The organism is Methylotuvimicrobium sp. KM1 (genome assembly GCF_044788715.1).
Taxonomy (GTDB): domain Bacteria; phylum Pseudomonadota; class Gammaproteobacteria; order Methylococcales; family Methylomonadaceae; genus Methylotuvimicrobium.
Window position 1 is genome coordinate 4,320,619 of the sequence record NZ_CP173170.1, and the last position, 14,245, is coordinate 4,334,863.

Here is a 14,245-nt window from a genome sequence, read left to right on the forward strand (position 1 = left end):
TACATCCATGTAACTCAGCAACTGCCGACGCCTGCCAATCGAACAACTGAACCTAGCACGAAATAGGGAAGTTAGGATTCGGTCATAAATAACTTCCCTATTTTTAATGCACGGTAAGCAGGTTCGGTAACTCGATTGACAGGTGTCGGCGGCAGGGCAGATTTTTGCTCCTCGGCAATTGCTCCTGCATCGCCTAAAGCACCTACTGTTGGTGCCCTAATACACGCCATCCATGGCGTAATGCAAAATCTGCATTCATGCCATCCATGGCAATCAGTCGCCGCCGTCAAGCCTACAAGGACGTATTCACCCAGCATCTAAATTCCATAGTCCGTTGGCTATGGTTAACTATCTTGGATAATTTAGGTGCTGGGTTCACGGCGCCCTGACAAGCGAGTTACCGAACCCGCTACAAAACTCATAGCTCAAGGAAGTTATTTTTCACGAAATCCTTATTTACGAACAAATCCTTAGGATTTTTAAACGCTTCCGGAAGCAAATGAGACTTGCAACTATTACCTCGCACAAAGCCTATTTTTTCTTATAAAAATTAGAAGTATAGCAAGCCATCAGCGCGCCTCTAACCATCGTGGCATCATCTTTTTTATACAGCTGACTCTCTTTATCGCTCATCGAAAACATGAGCCTTTTGGTTTCATCGGAAATATCCCTATTGCCGAAAACAGAATCGGCAACACAATTACAATACGACTTAGCCTGCTCGATAGGGCGCGCAAGCCCTTCCTTTTGTATACAACTATCAAGAAAAGTCGATTTTACCTGAGACATACCGCTATCCTCACCGCCGCCACCGCACGCCGACAAAGCGACCACCCAAACAGCCATGATAACTGATTTACTTTTACTCATTTCATTCCTTAATTGCTTAGGCCCAAAAGTTTCAATATTAACAGCCCAGCCCTGATTGACTAACAAAAATCAAAATTCGGAAGAAAAAAGGGGTCGGGTTCTGATGTATCCCCACAATACGATCGTTCCCATGCTCTGCGTCACTGCCATTAAGTTAAGGGAAACCAGTCATTCCGCCATGGACTGGCGGAATCCAGTGCCTTGGATGGCAAGCTTTTGAGGCACATTAGAGCCTGAATGCAAGCATTACTTATCTCTGTGACGGCTTAACTTAATGGCAGTGATGCTCTGCGTGGGAATACCGCTTTAGACGCTCTGCGTCGACTGCGGCGGGCAATCGGATTAAGAAACTGCAGAGAATGTATCGTTGTTCTTGTCGGGATTATCGACCTTTGGAGACGCAGAGCGTCCCGGGATGCATTCCCACGCAGAGCGTAGGAACGATGAAAAAATCAATATATCTATCAATTTTCAGCCATAGCAAATTGTTTTATTTGGCTCTTTCGTGGGGATACCTCAGGGTCGGGTTTAATTATTAATTAAACCCGACCCCTTTTCGCAATACTCGAATGAAAAACCTACATTTGATATTACCTCTTCGCACAAAGCTAAAAACTTCTTTCCTTCCTCGTCTGGTTCGTATTTACATACCACTTCAAGTTTTAGTTCTTTTCCTTTTGCTTTGGGATATGAATTGTAAATCTCACCGCTTTCCATAAATGAAAGATAAGTATTCAATTTATCCTGAATCTTGATCAAGTGCTCACTGCTCCCCCATTCAAGATGGTCCGTAACGGTCAAAGTAACCGAATTGCCGTCTGGAGAGGAACTGATGATGTCAATTACTTGAGCGTCCTCGATGCTCATTTTAAATCTAACGTCAAAGCTGAGGCACTGTCGTAGCCCGTTGCCTCCAGCGCCTTATTCGGCTTATTGTTTCGATGCGTTCTGCCCAGCCATGTAACTGGTGATGAGGCAACGATACGATGGCAAGTGATTCGAAAACAGAGCACCAAGCCCCTCGACGTCGTTTCGCCAGTCGCGGTGTAGTTCGCAAGCCGCCCCGAACCAAGTCATAAGCTGGCATCCAGCCGCTTCCATTCGCGCCCATGCGGCGTCCCGCGTGGTCTTGTTGAATGTTCCTGACGCATCGGTGACAATGAAAACCTCAAAACCTTCCTCGCGAGCAGACAACGCTGGAAATGCCACACAGACCTCAGTCACAATTCCTGCAATGATCAACTGCTTCTTCCCTGTGTCCTTGATCGCCTTCACGAAGTCATCGTTGTCCCAAGCATTAATTTGGCCGGGGCGTGCGATGTATGGGGCGTCGGGGAACAGTTCTTTTAGTTCCGGAACCAAAGGGCCGTTCGGACCGTCCTCGAAACTGGTCGTCAAGATTGTAGGGAGGTCGAAATACTTGGCAGCGTCCGCCAGCGCAAGGACGTTGTTCTTGAAATCGTCCGGTGAGAAATCTTGAACGAGATTTGTTAGGCCGGATTGGTGATCGACGAGCAAAACAGCCGCTTCTTCCTTGTTCAGGCGGTTATATTGGAATTCAGTCTTCATGGTGTTTCCTTTGGTTATGGGTTGATGTTGATTGTTTTCTTTGCCGAACGCCTAGTTCAGCCGAGGAGGCGCGATAGCGCCGACGTCGACTGGAGCGGCGCGATAGCGGCGCCGCCCGTGGAAGCGGTTGTTAGCGTGCGGTTTTCCGCACATAGAACGGCTTAACTGATTTCGTGACTTCGGCCCCCACACCCTTCCCATCATCAACGAAAATATCGATATATTGATCTTTGACCAAGTAGCCTCGGCTTGCCGTTGCCAGGTCTTTACGAATTGCGTCAATCACGGAGGGAAGCGATGCGCTGGTTCGTAGGACTAGCGCAAGATGCGGTACCTCGCCTTCTTTCACATAGTGAACTTGTCCTAGGTAAGCTTCGGCTACTTCTGAGTTTCGTTCAAGATTACGGGTCATGGCTTCGATCAATCCGGCTGGAATTTTCGGCGGGGCACCGACCAGTACCGTTGTGCCTTTGGAAAGTGATGCTTGTTTCGACCTAAAAACCGATTCTTTCAACCATCTGATTTCTTCTGGAACAAATACCTTTACATGATCTGTTCCTACATTAAGGGCCCAATGGATATCTGGATTCATCATTTCGACGATGACGTGTCCCAGTATCGCGGTGAATCCGATTTCACGTTTTGCCCAAGCGCCTAAGCGCTCTCTGTTATCGAACAGCATCAGATAAGACTTACCTTCGGACTCCACAATGACGGGTGAAATCGTTTCATTTTCGCCGGCACGTCTACGACGATCTTGCGATGGAGCGTCATGAGTCGGTATGTATATCTCGGAGTTCAGAAACAGATCGTAGTATGCCGATTGCTTCTCTGGATTCTTTGTTGCTGCCTCAAAGGCTGCATCGAGTTCTGTCATGTTGTCGGTTCCGCTCCCACAGGCCATTACCGGGATCAAGAAAAGCACAAATGCGGCTAAGAGTTTGTCCACTTTGTTGCCACGCTAACGCCTCAATAATGGGCCGGTGCAAGCGAAGCTTGCGGAGGTCCAGCCGTAGGCGACATTGATTGATTTGTTAAGCCTTTCTGGTACCAAGACCCCGCTTTATCTAAGTCATGAATACCCATGATAGGACCATACATTACATCATTAATATTTGAGGATGCATCGAGATCATAGACACCATAGCCGATCGCTTTGTTGATGAGCTTTAGCGCTCTCTCCTGCATTTTCAGAAAGATACTGGGAATTTCAATTAACTTGGGAACCACCCCAAAATTTAACTCATTTATTCTTGCCAAAGAAACAACAGCGATTCCATTGTAATGTGCTGAATATACGAACCTCAAACCAGAATCGGGATAGTTTATATCTTCATTAGTTAGAACAATAAAGAATGCATCGGGCCTACCCATACTTTTCCCGATTTGCATACCCAGTGATGCCAAGTATCCTGCATTATATTGATCTTTTCCTGGAATTAGCATTTCATCGCCTTTACCTATAGCGGTAGTGACAAGAACACCAATGTTATGCTGTGACTCTAATGATTTCTTTAATGCTGTAAGAAATGTTGTCGGCACACCTGATACGGGCATAATGACAATTTTCTGATTAGAAATAGTATGTGTTTGGTTTCCAAGTGGAGCGGATGCAGGAAAAAGTATTTGAACTAATGCATAGGTGACCAAACCTACAACTAAGCTAATTATAATATTTCTTGTACTTATCCATTCCATGACAATCTCTCTTGAACGGCTTAACTATTGATTCCCAGGCAAATCTGCCCATACAAGTCGATACTACCGGTATTTTCAGGCACTTTTACCTTGATATTCGATAAACCGCGCATAGTTGCCTCGATAACTTGCTATTAACCGACGATTCAGGCAAATTTGCCTTCTAGAAAATTGCAACTGAATCTAGACGGTATTATTTGCGATGTCAAGTTCACCAGCCTTATTGGATGACGTTCGAAAGGTCATGCGTCTCAAGCATTATTCCCTGCATACCGAGCGGACTTACTGCGATTGGATCAAGCAATTCGTCAAGTTTCACCGACTAACGGAAAGACGGTCGTTATTCGAAAACAGCGAGGCCAAAATCGAAACGTTTTTGACTCATCTGGCCACGCAGCGCCATGTCGCCGCATCGACGCAAAACCAGGCCATGAATGCCTTGGTGTTTTTGTACAAACAAGTGCTCGACAGGCCGTTGGAAAAGCGTATCGATGCGGTTCGTTCCGGTAAAAAACGGCACATTCCGGTCGTTTTGTCGACGGATGAAGTCAAACAGGTTTTGGCGCGTCTGGAAGGCGTTCCGCAGTTGGTAGTAAAGATTCTGTACGGCAGCGGATTACGAATTACCGAGGCGGTCAGGCTCAGAGTTCAGGATCTCGATTTTGAATACAAACAGATTACGGTGCGTTCCGGCAAGGGCGATAAAGATCGAGTGACGACCTTTTCCGCGGCGTTGATGCCGTTGCTGCGCAATCATCTCGACAAGGTCAAATCGATTCATGAAAAGGATTTGTCCGATGGTTTCGGTGCGGTCTTTCTGCCGTATGCGTTGGCGAAAAAATACCCGAACGCCGAACGGGAATAGGGTTGGCAATATGTATTTCCGGCCCAGTCGCTGTCGATCGACCCGTTATCCGGCCTGACTCGCCGTCATCACATCGATCAATCGTTGATCAACAAAGCGATCAAAGCCGCCGTTCGGCAGGTCGGTATCGACAAGCGGGTCAGCGCCCATACCTTTCGGCACAGTTTCGCAACGCACTTGTTGCAACGCGGTACCGACATACGCACCATTCGGGCTTTGCTGGGCCATAGCGATCTGGAAACCACGATGATTTACACGCATGTGCTGAATCAAGGCGGACAGGGGGTGGTCAGTCCGCTGGACGATTTGGACGGTTGAACATCGCGATTTTTCGGGCCGATCCAACACCTCTCAGAGCAATAGTGTGCTGTAGGGGTCCGCTCAATTTCATATTGCAACGATTCAATCAGGCTTCCTCGCCAAAACATCGATTTGATGAACGATGATGCCCAGCATTTGCATTTGTAATTGTCGCCTCCGGCATATCAGCCATCGGTCGAGTTTTTCCGGGTCTAGCGCCGGGTTGCTTCGGCCTTCCGAAGATATCCAGCCCAACAAATGCTCCAGCACTACAGAATCGTCATCGAGATAAGCGCCATCGCTGGGCGTGATGTTCCAGTCGGAGCAGCCGTAGCTGACGATTTCGAATCCGGCGTTCAGCAATTCGCCGTAAAGACGCCGCCCGCACTTTGCCCCGCCTGTCTCCGAACCGTTCAAGCGCCGCTCTTCCATCGATGCATCATAGCCCCGCAATAACGCATCTTCGAACTCGCAGTCCGGATACGGCGGAAACACGACCGTTTCGCCGTCGTAATTGATCGTTGTGTATAACAAGCCGCCCGGTTTCAACCCATCATGAAAACCGGCCAGGATTTGTCGCAGCGGAACCAGGTCCATGAAGGCATGCGCGGTGATGACGTCGTAGCGGTTCGGCGCGGATTGAAATTCGCTCAGCGGTGTACAAATGCATTGAAATTCTATTCGATCCGCGTCGCGTTCGGCACTGAGACGGCCGACTCCATTTTCGACCGCAAAACCTTTGGCCTGCAAAAGTGAGGCGATCTCCGTTTCGGCGATATCGAGCAGGCCAGATTCAATATCGAGCCCGGTCAGATGCATCGCGCCGTGATCGTAATGCTGAAGGATGCGCCGAAACATCGACCCGGCCCCGGTGCCGACATCGAGCAAGTCGAGCGGGTTTCTGCCGGACAGTTCATCCAAAAAGCGCCGCCAAACAGCAGGATTTAGACTACGTTGATCCAGCGCGTATTTGGCTTGCAGAAACTGAGCGAAGGCGTCCAAGGCTTATTCCCGATAGGCCGCCCAGTCGCGCTCGTTTTCCCACAATTTGACGGTCAGTTTTTGCTCGCTGAAATCGAGCCTCGACTGCAACCCTTCGTAAATGATGCGCGCGAAATGTTCGAGCGACGGATTGAGCCCCTCGAACTCGGGCAGATCGTTTAGCGTGATGTCCTTGAACCGCTCGATAACGGCGGACAGCGCGTTTTCCAGATCGACGATATCGACCAAATAGCCGTGCTTGTCCAAGCGGCCATGCTCGATTTGGATTTCGATGCGGTAATGATGGCTGTGCCGCTGATTCTCGGCACCCCAGTCGCCACCGACCAGATAATGCTGTGCGATGAAATCTCTACAAATGGCAAGTTGGTACATGAACACCTCAATCGTCTTGATAATCGAAAATAATCTGCAATGCCGCGTCTTTTTGCCCGGCGTTCGTGTCGAATGCCTGTCGGCACCGATCGAATCCGAAACGATGCGTGATCCAGCGCGACGGTTTGATGACATCGAGCCAATGCCAAGCTAAATCGATGCGCCGGCTCTTGTCCCAGCGCCCGGAAAGCAGCGGATTCATCGTGCTGACCTGGCTCGACAACAACTGAATGCGCCGCCGGTGAAAATGCCCGCCTAAATCTATTTCGACCCGTTTATTACCATACCATGAACCGACTAGAATTCGCCCCGAAAAGCCAGTCATCTCGATGGCCCGGTTCAATGCCTCGCTGTTTCCGGACAATTCGATCACCAGATCGAAGCCGTCGGCGCCGTGCTCGCGCAGACGGTCTTGCAGATCGCGCCAAGCGTTTTCGTCGTTCGGGTCGACGCAATTCGACGCACCGATGCTTTCCGACAGTTCGCGTCTCGATGCAACTGGGTCGGCCGTGACCAAGCTGGCCAGCGGAAAACGTGCTAACAGTTCGCAGGTCAACAGTCCGACGACGCCTTGACCGAAGACCAACACCCTTTCACCCAAGAGCGGCGCGGCATCCATCACGAAATTGACCGCCGATTCCATGTTCGGCAGAAACAGCGCATCGAGCGGCGATAAACCGTCCGGAATCGGCAGGCATTCGCTCAAGGCAACAACGGCATAATTCTGATGGGGGTGAAACGTAAACACCTTGCGCGTATGCCAAGTTTTATCCACATTCGCGCCGACCTCAATAATTTCGCCGACCAATGCGTAACCGTATCGAAACGGATAAGCGAAACTACCGGCCAGGCTCGGTATTGTCGCGTCTTGCGCCAGCTCCTGCGGAAAGCGCCCGTCGAAAATCATCCCTTCGGTGCCTGGACTGATTGCCGAATGACGAGCCTTGATCAGCACTTGGTTTTCGCCGAGCGGCGGCAGTTCGATCGTCTGCAGCGCGACTTCCCGCGGAGCGGTATGGAAGACGGCCTTCGCTTCAATCGTCATCATGCAAGGCCCCATATAAAATCAGATCGCCGCCGAGCGGGTGATAGCGGCAATTCTTTATTTCGAGCATCGGACGACACGGTTTTTCGATCGCCCTGAGTCCTCCGATGATTTTCGGAGCGATCGTGATCACGCAATAATCGATCATGCCTTCCAGCAAAAAGGCATTGATCACCTCGGCTCCGCCTTCAACCATCACGGTCTTGATGTCGAGTTCAGTCAATAATTTGCGCAGCGCCACCAGATCGATATGACCGTCCGAGCTTTGTTCGACCCGGTACACCCGGATACCTTTTGCTTCGAGCCGGCGCTGCTTGTCGGCGGGCGCCTGATCAGTCGCGACCACGATCGGCAGTTTGCTCGAAGCGTCGAGCATCTTCGCGTCTTCGGGAAAGCGGAGCAGGCAATCCAAGATGACTGGTTGTGGGTCGTCGCCTTCGACATGGCGCACGTTCAGGCGCGGATTGTCGACCAGCGTCGTGTTGATGCCGATCAGCAAGGCATCGTGATGGGCACGGAGCAGATGGGTCAACTTCAACGAGGCGCTGCCGCTCAACGGCAGCGATGATTCGGCATTCAGCGAAATACTGCCGTCGATGCTTTGCGCATAACTCAGCGTAAAAAAAGGGAGGCGGTCTCTGCTATGATTGAGTTCGTCGAGCTTTTCGATGAACGATTGCATGAATTGCAACTCTTCGGGAACAGGCTCGGCTGTATTCGGTTGGTCAAAACGCAACAAATGCCGTAATTTCTCGGCTTTGGACTTCAAATAACCCACGTTTTCGTGATGATAGACCGACTCGATCGGCACGCGCTTTTCAACCTTGATGCCCATCGCCTCCAACCCGCTGATTTTATCGGGATTGTTGGTAATTAATTCGATCGACGACACGCCCAGTTCGTGCAAAATCAGCGCCGCTTGCGTATAGTCGCGCTCGTCGGGCAAATGACCGAGCCTGATATTGGCTTCGACGGTATCGAGCCCCTGATCCTGAAGATTGTAGGCCTGTAGTTTTTTCAGCAAACCGATGCCGCGCCCTTCCTGACGTAAATAAATCAACACGCCGAATCCGGCCCGCTCGATCATCTGCAGCGATAGGGCTAACTGTTCGCCGCAGTCGCAGCGCCGCGAGCCGAAAACGTCGCCGGTCAAGCATTCCGAATGCACACGCACCGGCACGTTTGTCTTTCCGGCCACATCGGCCTTTACTAAGGCAACATGCTCCTTGTCGTCGACAGGATTGCTGAAATAATGCAACTGAAACTCGCCGTGAGCCGTCGGTAAACGGGTTCTAACAAGCGTTTCAATCGTTGGGGCCGCCTTACCATTCATAATTTTGCCGGTTGTATACCCTTTGCTAGTCAAATTTCGGTGCCGGGGCGCCCGTCAAAGTACGCCGTGAATACATCCATGTAGGCTCTATGATAGCATTCATGCTATCAAAGCCTTTGTCGAACACCCCGACACCTCCATGCGCTAATGCCGAAATTTGAAATGCGACAGGTATATTATTCTTATAATCATTAACAGGCCTTGATCAGACCGGCTGGTTTTGAAACTTCATACAATAAGTTTCATTGTACCCATTTCGATTTTAATTTCATGGAAAAGTTTTGGGTGGTTTGGCAATATTTGAAATGCGACAATTGGTCACACTTGCGCGTTGCAAAGCGGAAGATAAGATTATGATCACTTAATTGTTCCCCGATTAAGTCATATATCCTTCTCTCAATGCGGCTTACCAACCGCATTTTTTTTGCGTCGTAAAAACGTACGGCCTGATCGATTGTTTTTTCAATCGGTCAGGCCGTAGTCCTTTTTCATTCCTTGAGCGGCACATCCCTGTGCTAAATCCTTACGATGTTCTCCATGGCATTCCAACAAAACGGTTATCGGATGTCGATCGACCCGGTGTTAGCCACCGAATCGCGGCCGATGGCTTGCGTATTGGTCAGCGTATTTTTGGATGCATTGATCACAGTGGATTTTTCGACTTTCGAGCCAACCACATTGATCGAACCGGTACTGGCGGCGCTGTTGCGACCGATGGCTTGTGTATTGGTCAAGGTATTTTTCGATGCGTTGATCAAGGTGGATTTCTCGATTTTAGAGCCTTCGGCCATTGCGTTGCTGCTGAATACGGCCAGTAATGCGACTGCTGCAAATGTTACGTTTTTCATGATAGCTTCCTCTGGTTACTGTAATTCGTGTGTTGAGTTCAACCCGCCGTTGAACTTGGGTACAGTATCTCGATTTCGAGGAAGAATTGCGGTGACCGAGTAACAACGATTGTGTGATTTATTTACTGTGAAAGTACAATGCCGGCTCCGAAGAGGGTGCGGTTGCTCGATCGACAGGCGTCGGCGGCGGCAGGGAAAGCCGTCGTCGAGCCTACATGGACGTATTCACCCAGCGCCTAAATTCCATAGCCCATTGGCTATGGTTAACTATCTTGGATAATTCATCCAGCACCTAAATAAGCCATGATTTTGAATCGCTGCCAAAGACCTATGGAATTTAGGTGCTGGATTTAGGTGCTGGGTTCACGGCGTCCTGTCGGGCGAGTGACCGCACCCTCCGCCACGCCTCGAACTTTCATTTGCCGGGGCAATAACGGCTTCTTCATGATCGTTACGGTGTTCTGCCATCGTCATCCTCATCGGTCTGTTCCGGCAGATATTGCTGAAAGGCATCGCACAGGGCTCTATAGAGAGGCTGAGGATTCATCAACTTAGATACCCCTGAAGCGATAAATGCGGCGGCCATAATCGGAATGGAAATGTCATGATTGTGGGTTATTTCCAAGATAAGCGTAAATGAAGTCAGCGGCGATTGTAACATTCCGGAGAAATAGGCCGTGATAGTCAACATGATCATCACCGAAGCCGGCGCGATCGGAAACCAATTGGCCAAATTAGCGCCGAATCCGGCACCGGTAGCGATAGAGGGGACAAAAAGTCCACCCGGAATGCCGCTGAAAAACGTTGCGCATGTAGACAACATTTTATAAACGGGTAATAACGGGTCCATTGGCGCGCTACCGTACATAATATTTTTGGCCATTTGATACCCTGTTCCGAAAGTCTGGCCTTCCGAGACAAAACCGATCAATGCAATGATACAACCGCATATAAAGGCAACCGGAATGTAAGGTAGCTTTAATCGACGCATAAAATGATGACCGGAGACAATGATCCAGCTAAACAGACCGCCTAATAAACCGCCGACAATGCCGCAGAATGGAATAGCGAGCCACTCATCGCCCCAAGGTAAATCTAAGGGATTATCGGTAAAATAAATGCTGTAGTGCAGTATCGAATAAGCAGTCATACCGGAAAAAATAATCGCGGTTAACACCAAGGTGCTAATCCGTTCTTCCAGCGCTCTTCCCATTTCCTCAATAGCAAACATAATTCCGGCTAAAGGGGCACTGAACATCGCGGCAAATCCGGCCGCACTCCCTGCCAAAAGCAACCCTTTACTCATATAAAGCGTAGGGAAATTAGCTACTTTGCCTAAAGATGCCATGATCGATGCGCCAACATGCGTAGCCGGACCGCCAAAACCGACTGAAGCCCCCGATAACAAACCCAGAATCGGCAAGAAGGTTTTACCGATGGCAATACGTAAAGAAACCAACTTGGTGCGTTCGCTTAAGGTGTAAGGAATTTCTAATGCCGTTTTTACCTGAGGAATCCCGCTTCCTTGGCTGCCGGGAAAAAATCGAAAGGTCAACCAGGCTGTGAAGGCAATGCCAAATGGTGGGGCGAAGAATTTAAACCAGCGATAATCCTCTGAAATCGTGCGAAAAATCGTTACGACCCATTCGCTCAACAATGTCATCAATGCGATCGATACGCCGATGATGATAGCCCCTAACCAAAAAACCAGACGATGCTTCCATGGATTAGCGGATAAAAAGACCTTGTTAAATTCGAGCATGACGAGATTTTCCACCTTTTTCGATTATGAAACTGCGACAATCTGTCGCGCGGCAATCGGTCACATTCCGGAATTAAGAGAAGACAGATAAGATATACGCAACTCAACCGCTGATGCGTTTGTGCTCAAATATCCTTCCTCTTGTATGCGGCTTTTTCAGCCGCATTTTTTTGCCCTGCGTTTCATAGATACCGATAGAACCTATAAAAAGCATTGTGTCCACGAAACACACGAAAATCATTGACTGGACGGGGGTTAACCCATACGCACAAGCTACCCAGTATTCGCTCTTTCACAAGCTCCAGAGGCTGTGAAAGTATTCCGAATCTAAGCGGTTCTCCGGGAGCCTGGCGCGGCATTTTTTGAAATTTCAGGTTTGCCTGCCTATGGCGTCGTTTTTATTTCGCTCTTTCCCAAGCTGGAGCACTCATCGTTATACATAAGTCAACAATTACTGTTTTGCAATCTTAGCTAATGAGGCTTCGATACCATTTTTTGTCGCCCAACGTTCCCGACTTCGAAATCGCGATCTGGGGATCGCTCCCACAGAGCATCCGCCCCCTTGTGGGAGCGACGCCTTCGTCGCGATTTCGAAGCCACTGATGTTCAATATCCGCAGATTTATCAAACAGCACCGTTTCCAGGTATACGACGAACTCTGTTTAGCAAGTTTACCGATACTTGTGTATAACGGCGAGTGCTGGAGCTTGGGTAACAGCGTATTTTAGTTTTTGTGACCTCGATACCATTTATTGTAACTTGACATTCTCGGCCTTCCCTCAGCTAACGCTAGGTGAGGGAAGGCCACTGATGCTCGACAGCCACGCCTTATGCCGAAGCCCTCTACGCGTCCTAAATTCAATGTATCAGAGCGCCTGGAGTTTTTGGCAAAACCGACTTTATTCAATTTGCTCCCTTCTTGAGAAAATCCCCACAATTAAAAGCCCGACAAAGATAGCCGTCAACAAACTCGGCATCAATTCAAAATGACGCTGATAAAAAGTAGAAGCCGGATTTTTTTGATAAGGGACGGTATATAAACCGGACCATTCTTGATTCAGCGGCGATCGATGCAACACTTTGCCGGAAGCCAACGCTACGGTCGATATACCGGTGTTGGTCACTCTGACTACCGGCCTACGGAATTCGACTGCGCGGGCCAAGGTCATATACAGATGTTGGTAAGGCTCTTGCCAGGTTCCATACCATGAGTCGTTGGTCGCATTGACGATAAATTGCGCGCCGATGTCGGATAGGCCTTTCGAAAAATCCGGAAATAAACTTTCATAACACACCTGTGGGCCGACTTTGTAATCGTTTAATTGCAATAACACGGTCGGTCCCGGCCCTTCGGCGAAATTACCAACCATCGGAAACCAATCGCGCAGCCATGGGAATTTTTTTTCACCGGGAATATATTCGCCTAAAGCCAATAAAATTGTTTTGCTGTAATGCGGTTCGGAAACCGTTCCTTGCCTATCTAATGCAAATAGCGAATTGGTAATCAAACCGGAACGCTCGTCCTTAGCATAGGCGCCGGTTATCATTCCGATTTGGCGCTCGCGCAAGTATTCGCTAAGTACTCGGGCATAATACGACTCGTTGTATTGTCCGCCAAGCAAAGACGGAAACGAGGTTTCCGACCACAACACGAAGTCGACCGCGATATCGGGATTCGACTCCAAACCGTTTTCGGTCACCGTCAGATATTTTTTTAGAATTTCAGTCTGAAAGCCCTTACCGTGTGCTGCCGCATGTTTTTCCGTATTGCCGATATTGGCTTGCACCAAAAGCGTATTGAAAGAGGCCTCAGGTTCCGGCAAACGATTTTTCAATCCCAAACCGGCCATATTCAAACCGGCAAAAACGATGATAACGCCGGCTAAAATCGTCAACCCGCTGCGCTCTCGGCGCCGTTGCCAGGCGACCAACAACGGCCAGTTCAGCAATATCGTGATCATGCTCAAGCCGGTGAATCCGACAAACTCGGCCCACTGATAAACCGGCAAGCCGAAACCGTACCAGGTATACCCGAAATTCCATTTAAACAGCATCGGCAAGCCGAATTCGCACAATGCAGTCAACACGGCCATGTGCGCGAAAGACAGCCATTGCGGCCAGCGGAATAACTTTACGCCGGTATACCACAACAAGCCGGCGGCCGGGACGAACAAATGACCGAATAATGCGAACAAGAGCATACCGATACCGGCAACAAACCAGTTGACCTGAGCAAATTCATGCAGTGTATAGGTCACCCAATTGAAGCCGATCAGAGTGTAAATGAAGGTCGTCAGAAAACCGCCGAGTAAGACGTTTTTCAAACTATTCTGACGGCTCCAGAACAGCCAAAGCGGCACGAAACAAAACAGCGATGCCCAAGGAGGAAAAGGAATATAACTCGTTCCGATAAAGACGCCTGAGGCAATAGGCAACAGCCATGGATGTTTGAGAGGCGATGCGGCTGTTTTCATTGAGGTTGGATAGATTGATTGTCGAACGACTAGCGCCGAACGAAGGACGCTAGCCGTTCGATAAAGTTAAAACCGGCAATTTTAAACCATGATGCACATAAAGCTCA

Annotated in this window: 12 protein-coding genes and 1 pseudogene; 1 reads left to right on the forward strand and 12 read right to left on the reverse strand. The window is 49.3% G+C overall.

Annotated features, from left to right (window positions below):
* Nucleotides 1-531: 531 nt before the first annotated feature.
* The 5 genes from ACINK7_RS18775 to ACINK7_RS18795 all read right to left on the reverse strand — a co-directional run bounded on the left by ACINK7_RS18775 (nt 532) and on the right by ACINK7_RS18795 (nt 4,137).
* On the reverse strand, nt 532-936 hold the full coding sequence (locus tag ACINK7_RS18775) for a hypothetical protein (protein WP_404357648.1): 405 nt from the start codon (nt 934-936) through the stop codon (nt 532-534).
* A gap of 462 nt (nt 937-1,398) precedes the next feature.
* Nucleotides 1,399-1,737 (reverse strand): DUF6572 domain-containing protein, encoded by a 339-nt coding sequence (locus ACINK7_RS18780; RefSeq protein WP_404357650.1) that lies wholly within the window; start codon nt 1,735-1,737, stop codon nt 1,399-1,401.
* A gap of 63 nt (nt 1,738-1,800) precedes the next feature.
* Complete coding sequence (gene ycaC / locus ACINK7_RS18785; protein ID WP_404357652.1) at nt 1,801-2,439, reverse strand: isochorismate family cysteine hydrolase YcaC; 639 nt, start codon at nt 2,437-2,439, stop codon at nt 1,801-1,803.
* Between the two features lie 130 nt (nt 2,440-2,569).
* Nucleotides 2,570-3,316 carry an enhanced serine sensitivity protein SseB C-terminal domain-containing protein gene (locus ACINK7_RS18790; RefSeq protein WP_404357654.1) on the reverse strand — a complete coding sequence of 249 codons (747 nt, stop codon included), beginning with the start codon at nt 3,314-3,316 and terminating at the stop codon, nt 2,570-2,572.
* 92 nt (nt 3,317-3,408) lie between these two features.
* A complete protein-coding gene (locus ACINK7_RS18795; RefSeq protein WP_404357656.1) occupies nt 3,409-4,137 on the reverse strand; it encodes a hypothetical protein in 729 nt (242 codons plus the stop codon).
* Between the two features lie 202 nt (nt 4,138-4,339).
* Between ACINK7_RS18795 and ACINK7_RS18800 the strand changes: the two are divergent.
* A pseudogene (locus ACINK7_RS18800) lies at nt 4,340-5,320 on the forward strand (integron integrase).
* A gap of 84 nt (nt 5,321-5,404) precedes the next feature.
* On the opposite strand, the gene ACINK7_RS18805 reads toward ACINK7_RS18800, so the two are convergent.
* From ACINK7_RS18805 to lnt, 7 genes are all read right to left on the reverse strand, one after another.
* A complete protein-coding gene (locus tag ACINK7_RS18805) occupies nt 5,405-6,304 on the reverse strand; it encodes a class I SAM-dependent methyltransferase (RefSeq protein WP_404357658.1) in 900 nt (299 codons plus the stop codon).
* Between the two features lie 3 nt (nt 6,305-6,307).
* Entirely contained in the window at nt 6,308-6,676 is a 369-nt protein-coding gene (locus tag ACINK7_RS18810; RefSeq protein ID WP_404357660.1) for a 6-pyruvoyl trahydropterin synthase family protein, read from the reverse strand.
* 7 nt (nt 6,677-6,683) lie between these two features.
* Nucleotides 6,684-7,724, reverse strand: a complete 1,041-nt coding sequence (locus tag ACINK7_RS18815) for a zinc-binding alcohol dehydrogenase (RefSeq protein ID WP_404357662.1) — start codon at nt 7,722-7,724, stop codon at nt 6,684-6,686.
* Complete coding sequence (gene ribA / locus ACINK7_RS18820; protein WP_404357664.1) at nt 7,711-9,054, reverse strand: GTP cyclohydrolase II; 1,344 nt, start codon at nt 9,052-9,054, stop codon at nt 7,711-7,713. Before ribA ends, ACINK7_RS18815 begins: the two co-directional genes overlap by 14 nt.
* Before the next feature lie 557 nt (nt 9,055-9,611).
* On the reverse strand, nt 9,612-9,902 hold the full coding sequence (locus ACINK7_RS18825; protein WP_341327663.1) for a hypothetical protein: 291 nt from the start codon (nt 9,900-9,902) through the stop codon (nt 9,612-9,614).
* Between the two features lie 451 nt (nt 9,903-10,353).
* On the reverse strand, nt 10,354-11,664 hold the full coding sequence (locus ACINK7_RS18830) for a chloride channel protein (protein WP_404357667.1): 1,311 nt from the start codon (nt 11,662-11,664) through the stop codon (nt 10,354-10,356).
* Nucleotides 11,665-12,563: 899 nt separating this feature from the next.
* Complete coding sequence (lnt, locus tag ACINK7_RS18835; protein ID WP_404357669.1) at nt 12,564-14,138, reverse strand: apolipoprotein N-acyltransferase; 1,575 nt, start codon at nt 14,136-14,138, stop codon at nt 12,564-12,566.
* Nucleotides 14,139-14,245: the final 107 nt, after the last annotated feature.

Excerpts from the sequence above, each read along its gene's own strand:
- ACINK7_RS18780 (WP_404357650.1), bottom strand. The coding sequence starts at position 1,737 with ATGAGCATCGAGGACGCTCAAGTAATTGACATCATCAGTTCCTCTCCA.
- ycaC (WP_404357652.1), bottom strand. The coding sequence starts at position 2,439 with ATGAAGACTGAATTCCAATATAACCGCCTGAACAAGGAAGAAGCGGCT.
- ACINK7_RS18790 (WP_404357654.1), bottom strand. The coding sequence starts at position 3,316 with ATGACAGAACTCGATGCAGCCTTTGAGGCAGCAACAAAGAATCCAGAG.
- ACINK7_RS18795 (WP_404357656.1), bottom strand. The coding sequence starts at position 4,137 with ATGGAATGGATAAGTACAAGAAATATTATAATTAGCTTAGTTGTAGGT.
- ACINK7_RS18810 (WP_404357660.1), bottom strand. The coding sequence starts at position 6,676 with ATGTACCAACTTGCCATTTGTAGAGATTTCATCGCACAGCATTATCTG.
- ACINK7_RS18815 (WP_404357662.1), bottom strand. The coding sequence starts at position 7,724 with ATGATGACGATTGAAGCGAAGGCCGTCTTCCATACCGCTCCGCGGGAA.
- ribA (WP_404357664.1), bottom strand. The coding sequence starts at position 9,054 with ATGAATGGTAAGGCGGCCCCAACGATTGAAACGCTTGTTAGAACCCGT.
- ACINK7_RS18825 (WP_341327663.1), bottom strand. The coding sequence starts at position 9,902 with ATGAAAAACGTAACATTTGCAGCAGTCGCATTACTGGCCGTATTCAGC.
- ACINK7_RS18830 (WP_404357667.1), bottom strand. The coding sequence starts at position 11,664 with ATGCTCGAATTTAACAAGGTCTTTTTATCCGCTAATCCATGGAAGCAT.
- lnt (WP_404357669.1), bottom strand. The coding sequence starts at position 14,138 with ATGAAAACAGCCGCATCGCCTCTCAAACATCCATGGCTGTTGCCTATT.